We start from the raw sequence: 6,324 nt of genomic DNA, 5'->3' as shown, positions 1-6,324 counted from the left end.
AGCACAGGTTCGACTGGAGCAACGGGCCCAACAGGAGCGACGGGTGTGGGCTTAACGGGCGTCGTTGCATTTGATCCGGCGGTTGCGCCGACCTATCTAGCAGGTCAGATCGTGACATATAATGGCGGCACATATATTGCAAATGTGGCATCACCAGCGGGAACGCCAGGCACTTCGGCAGATTACACGTTACTGGCAGCTGCGGGTGCAACGGGGGTAACGGGAGCTACTGGCTTGAGTGTTACAGGCAGCACAGGTTCGACTGGAGCAACAGGGATTACAGGTGCAACGGGTAATATTGGTGTAACGGGAACTACCGGAACTACTGGAGGAACCGGGGCAACAGGACCTACTGGGGCAAGCGGAGTAATTGGGGCTACCGGTATAACTGGATCAACTGGGTCAACTGGTGCTACAGGCGTCAGCATAACCGGAACTACTGGAGCGACTGGAGATACAGGCTCAACTGGAGCAACTGGAGCGACAGGTGCAAGTATCACCGGCACGACTGGTACAACTGGAGCCACGGGTGCAACAGGAACGGTTGGAGTGACGGGTGCAACGGGAGGAACCGGGGTCACTGGAGCGACAGGTGCAAGTATCACCGGCGCGACTGGTACAACTGGAGCCACGGGTGCAACAGGAACGGTTGGAGTGACGGGTGCAACGGGAGGAACCGGGGTCACTGGAGCGACAGGTGCAAGTATCACCGGCGCGACTGGTACAACCGGAGCCACGGGTGCAACAGGAACGGATGGAGTAACGGGTGCGACTGGAGCAACCGGGGTTACTGGAGCGACAGGTGCAAGTATCACCGGCGCGACTGGTACAACTGGAGCCACGGGGGCAACAGGAACGGATGGAGTAACGGGTGCAACGGGAGGAACCGGGGTCACTGGAGCGACAGGTGCAAGTATCACCGGCGCGACTGGTACAACTGGAGCCACGGGGGCGACTGGAGCAACCGGAGCCACTGGGGCTACGGGTGTAAGCATAACGGGGGCAACGGGTGTAGCAGGAGATACCGGTGCAACGGGAGCCACGGGAACATCGGTAACGGCAAACTCCTCTTTTGCAGAAAATACGAGCGGTACGATCCTTGTTATTTTGGGAGGCACCTTGATCCCGCTGGCCAACAATCAAAACATTGGCACAGGTATTACAGTTAACGGATCTAACGATACCTTTACCTTAACTAACGCTGGACGCTATTACATCACTTACAAAATCAGTCTAACAGCCGCCGCGTTAATTCAATCACGCGTATTGCTTAACGGAGCATCCGTTCCGGCGAGTGTGGTCTCACCTGCTCTTTCCCTGAGTCAATTGCAGTCAGACTTCATCATCACAGTTACTGCTGGCTCAACGATCCAGCTTCAACTCTTCGGCCTTGTGGCCACGGCTGTTCTTGCGCCACCAGGGGCAACATTAACGATTATTCAATTAAGTTAAAATATTTCACGATTTCACAACAATGCACATTTTAAAGCAAAAAGAGACGGGAACATGATCGTTCCCGCCTCTTTTTTGTGTATAACAAAAGCCTCGATGTTAGCCCAATACAATCTCGACGGCTGTGTTCAATTCAGGCAAAGCTGTGAGCTGAACCAGCACATCTTTTGGTACTTCTTTATCTACGGTCAGAATCATGATCGCAGCACCGCCAATAATTTTACGGCCTACCTGCATGGAGGCGATGTTTACATCATTTTGACCAAGCAATGTACCTACACGCCCGATGATACCCGGTTTATCATTATGGGAGATCAGAATCTGGTGGCTTTCCGGAGCGATATCTACCGGGAATTTGTCCAGACGAACGATCCGCTCACCGTACCCGGCAAGAAGTGTACCTGCAACACGGCGTTCTTCCGCATCCTGATTGGTCACCAGAGTTACGGTAATCAGGTTAGTGAAGCCTTTAGTGGCCGAGGTTTGGCTGACTACAACATTCAAGTCACGGATTTTGGCAAGGTGCATGGAGTTAACGATGTTGGCTTCTCCGCCCAAATGTCTGGCCAGAACACCCTTCACGATATAACGTGTTAATGGTGATGTATCCACTTCGGACAGTTCACCCGCATAATCAATGCGAATCTCTTGCACAGCATTTTGTGTGATTTGAGCAGCAAAGCTACCCAGCGTCTCACCCAGTTTGAAATATGGCTGCAGCTTGTTCATAACCGCTGGTGCTACAGGTGGCATATTTACAGCATTTTTGAACGGTTCATTACGAAGAATATGAAGAACCTGCTCGGATACATCAATAGCTACATTCTCCTGAGCTTCTACCGTGGATGCGCCCAAATGCGGTGTAACAATGATGCTTGGGTGGTTGAGGAACGGATGATCTGCCGCAGGTGGCTCGCTCTCAAATACGTCAAATGCTGCACCGGCTACAATACCTTCATCTATAGCTTCCACAAGTGCCATTTCGTCAATAACGCCGCCGCGTGCGCAGTTGATGATTCTCATCCCTTTTTTCATCACTTCAAACTGTGGACGGGAAATCATATGACGAGTTTCTGGAGTCAGTGGTGTGTGAACCGTCATGAAGTCTGCATTGCGGATAATATCATCCACACTTGCCAGCTTCACTTGCATTTTTTCCGCACGCTCTTCTGTAAGGAAAGGGTCATACGCGAGAATATCCATTCCGAAGGCTTTGGCACGTTTGGCAACCTCGCTGCCGATCCGTCCCATACCGAGCACACCCAGCGTTTTATTTCTCAATTCCACACCGAGGAAGGTTTTCCGATCCCATGTACCTTGGATGGTCTTGGCATAAGCTTGTGGAATGTGCCGCGCCAGTGCCATCATCATGGCAAAAGTATGCTCACAAGTGGTAATGGTGTTTCCGTCAGGTGCATTAATAACGATGATACCGCGTTGTGTAGCAGGTTCAAGCTCAATATTGTCAACGCCAACGCCTGCGCGTCCAATGACTTTAAGATTGGTGCCCGCTGTCATAATACGTTCGGTAACACGTGTTTGACTGCGAACGAGGAGTGCATCATAATCACCGATAATGGCAACAAGCTCATCTTCACTAAGACCGGTTTTCTTCTCAACAACAACATCACTTGCATCCACCAGCTGCTGAATTCCCAGATCACTGATTGGGTCCGACACTAACACTTTGTACATGGTTTCTTCCTCCTTGGATTTGTATATCTATATTCGTCAAGGATTGATCTCCGTCAGGAGAACCTCCTTAAAACCAAATGATTCTTCCCTCCAACAACGCGGTACTGTAGCAGAGGAATAGGGTAAACAAACAGGGTGATTCCACAGGACTCATTTTATCAAAAACAATCAAAAAAACTCTCAATCCACATACTGCTTGCGCAATAAGGGACGAGAGTTGTCGTGGTACCACCCTAATTCACTGCCGTTTCGCAACGACAGTCTTAGCGGTCTAATGAAAGACCGAAGAGGATAACGGGTCTAAACCGATTGCACCTACTCCAGTTTCAATGCAATAACTCAGGAGCGCTCAAGAACATTTGCCTGCCACCGATTTGCACCAACCATCGGCTCTCTGAAAGACACTGCAACGTCTTTTTTCCATCATCGTAATTAACGTCTTTATTATCATCGTGTTTAACGCGACTAATTTTTTCATAATGTATCATGGCTGACATGAGCATGTCAATAGGCTTAAATGTTTTAATTCCACCTATATAATTGTTGAGCCTGCTACACATTTATAGAGCCTGTCCTTTTCATAAAGAGGGGGGATTTCGAGTGAAAACGACTTAATCCTGCTGTTTCACGAAACCAATTTCATCGCATTAATGAAGTAACGTTTCAGGGTGAATACCCGGGACTTGGGACAGGCCTTGAACCAGATTGGTTTTTTGGCTATCATTTAGTATACTATCGGATTGGTGAATGAAATAATTTCAGATTGGTGAATCAAAATATTTTGGGCCTGGTGGAGGGAAATGTTTTAACTGGTCAATGAAATTATTAATGCTATTAAATAACTTAAGGGACAGACGCATGCAATGAAAAATAAGAAGTTTCCAAAATTCAAAATTCGGAAGGCCGAACCGCAGCAGTTAACCGAGCGCTTATTATTAATTAACCTTTATTTCACTCAGGGACTGACATTAATTATTGGTGTTGTATGGATTCTGCTGCAAAAGAGGAATCTGTTAGAGATTCTGGCCTTGCCTGAGCATCTTCAATTTTTATGGTGGGGTCTTGGTCTGGCGGGTATTATGCTTGTCATGGACTTGGTACTGTCCTATGTTATACCGCAGGAAAGTATGGATGACGGCGGCATTAACGAGCTTCTTTTTCGCGGGCGTCCAATCTGGCATATTGTATGTATTGCAGCCATTGTGGCTGTGTGCGAGGAACTGCTGTTCCGCGGTGCGATACAACATGTCATAGGTCCGTACTGGACAAGTATTTTATTTGCAGTTATTCACATTCGTTATCTTCGCCACTGGATTCCTACAGGATGGGTCTTTCTCTCAAGTTACGGACTGGGCTGGATTTATTTGCAGTCTGGTACGTTGTGGGCACCCATTCTATGTCACTTTGTGATTGACCTGGTATCCGGTTTGGCGATACGTTTTCGGAGGGGATCATGAGTCAGCCATTAAGCAGAATGAAAACATATGGCAGTCAACGTCAGCGTCACTCGGATAAAAAAGAGAAAATCGAGCGCCGCACCATTGCCCAGACCAGTCTGGTCGCTGAAACGGCAGCTGCTGCCGAAACGGGTGGTATTCCACCCATTACTTCAATCACTTTGCCACGGTCACAGCGTCATTCCTATGCATCTGCACTGGAAAGCCCTGTTTTACCGCAGCGGGCACCGAGCCGTTCCAAAAAAGCGGCGAATCAGCAGCAGGACTCGGTTTCAGAGGCGAGCTCATTGCCTACCCGGACCGAACTGCATCCTTCAAGACGTTTGAAGTTAAGCAAAAGATTTGTTAATTCGCTCATATTTATTTTCATCATGTTAACCGTTGGATTGGTGTGGTGGGGCATCAAAGGAGCGCCTCCTTTAAACACCTTCCTGCCTTTACCGTGGGAATGATATTCACTTTTTCAATTATGGCGTTAACAGCAGCTGCAATGCTGTTGCATATGTGGCTTGAAGCCCGGTCATGCGATCTGAAGCAGGATGACGTAGAGCTGATGAATCTTCCATCAGCATTTGACGGCACCGCCATTTTGTATATATCCGATATGCATAAACGCCTGCTGAAAACCTCGGATATTGAGATGTGCAAGGGGAAGGCTGACTGGGTGTTGATTGGCGGGGATATTGCCGAGGAAGGAATTCCTTGGTCGATTGTAAGGCATAATATGAGTCTGCTGTCGAGTTTGGCCCCGGCCTTTGCGGTATATGGTAATCATGACAAAAAGGCGGGCAGCGCCCAGTTGGACCGGATTTTAAAGGACTCCAAGGTGCTGCTTCTGCAGGACAAGACGGTTTATTTGCAAAAGGGAGCGGATCAACTCAGGCTGGTAGGGCTGGATTACCGTTCCAGACAGTCAAAAGAGCTGCTTCAAAACCTGGGACATCACGATTGCACGATTGTTTTGATTCATGATCCACTGGAGGCTCTGGCATTAGAAGTAGATGCTGATCTTGTATTAAGTGGACATACCCATGGTGGACAACTGGTGTTGCCATGGTTTGGTCCCATCTTCCTGAACAGGGCATACCGCGGTGTGGCATCCGGCTGGTTTTCCTTAAAACGAAACAAACGAGATATTCCAAATGGGAAAATGCTGGTGAGCAGAGGGTATGGCACAAATCATCTGCCCCTTAGATTAGGTTGCCCCGCCGAGATACATCTGATTACACTGCGCTCACCTGCCTCAGAAAGCCCGGATCAGTAGATGCCGGGCTTTTTGCTTTCCTGTATTTATGCGGAATGAGATCGGCCTCCCCGGCAAACACTACATGTGATTTAACACTTAAAGGAGGTTGGTGTAATGAAGGCGTCATCCTTTTTCTGGGGTATTGTTGTCGGTGTGGCTGCCAGCTCCTGGTTAGCCAAAGGCAGATTGCCGATGCTGTCTTCAGGCTCATCACGGAACGTTGTTGATCAGGCCAAACACAAAATGATGGAGATGACTTTTCCTGGCATGGACGGTTTCAGCAGTAAGCCGGATCACCATACTGAACCCCATAAGACAGGACCCAAGAGCAGCAGAGTAGTATCACCGCAGGAAAAAGAAGAGAATATGAACATGCTTAAAGATTTCATTCGCACGAACCCGGATGTTAAGCATGAGGTGGAGCAAATTTTGAGTCAAACCAACACCACCGTCCCGGGTTTATAAAACAAAACA

Annotated in this window: 6 protein-coding genes and 1 other annotated feature; of the genes, 5 read left to right on the top strand and 1 reads right to left on the bottom strand. The window is 48.5% G+C overall.

Annotated features, from left to right (window positions below):
• A partial coding sequence (locus DFQ00_RS30065; RefSeq protein WP_167433588.1) for a BclA C-terminal domain-containing protein occupies positions 1-1,452 on the top strand: 1,452 nt, incomplete at its 5' end.
• A 99-nt stretch (positions 1,453-1,551) separates the two neighbouring features.
• Here the strand turns inward: DFQ00_RS30065 and serA are convergent.
• Entirely contained in the window at positions 1,552-3,147 is a 1,596-nt protein-coding gene (serA, locus tag DFQ00_RS03925) for a phosphoglycerate dehydrogenase (protein WP_110894382.1), read from the bottom strand.
• A gap of 203 nt (positions 3,148-3,350) precedes the next feature.
• Positions 3,351-3,583: a binding site (T-box leader), on the bottom strand.
• 427 nt (positions 3,584-4,010) lie between these two features.
• Between serA and DFQ00_RS03915 the strand changes: the two genes are divergently transcribed.
• The 4 genes from DFQ00_RS03915 to DFQ00_RS03900 all read left to right on the top strand — a co-directional run bounded on the left by DFQ00_RS03915 (position 4,011) and on the right by DFQ00_RS03900 (position 6,315).
• The gene (locus tag DFQ00_RS03915; protein ID WP_110894378.1) at positions 4,011-4,604 is read left to right on the top strand and encodes a type II CAAX endopeptidase family protein; all 594 of its coding nucleotides are present in this window, start codon (positions 4,011-4,013) and stop codon (positions 4,602-4,604) included.
• A complete protein-coding gene (locus tag DFQ00_RS03910; RefSeq protein ID WP_110894376.1) occupies positions 4,601-5,056 on the top strand; it encodes a hypothetical protein in 456 nt (151 codons plus the stop codon). Before DFQ00_RS03915 ends, DFQ00_RS03910 begins: the two co-directional genes overlap by 4 nt.
• 38 nt (positions 5,057-5,094) lie before the next feature.
• Complete coding sequence (locus tag DFQ00_RS03905; RefSeq protein ID WP_208643742.1) at positions 5,095-5,868, top strand: metallophosphoesterase; 774 nt, start codon at positions 5,095-5,097, stop codon at positions 5,866-5,868.
• Between the two features lie 96 nt (positions 5,869-5,964).
• Entirely contained in the window at positions 5,965-6,315 is a 351-nt protein-coding gene (locus tag DFQ00_RS03900) for a hypothetical protein (protein WP_110894372.1), read from the top strand.
• Positions 6,316-6,324: the final 9 nt, after the last annotated feature.

The sequence above is a fragment of the Paenibacillus barcinonensis genome, from assembly GCF_003217495.1.
In the GTDB taxonomy this organism is placed as follows: domain Bacteria; phylum Bacillota; class Bacilli; order Paenibacillales; family Paenibacillaceae; genus Paenibacillus; species Paenibacillus barcinonensis.
Note: the sequence above shows the minus strand (reverse complement) of the source record. Positions and strands in the feature narration are given on the sequence as shown.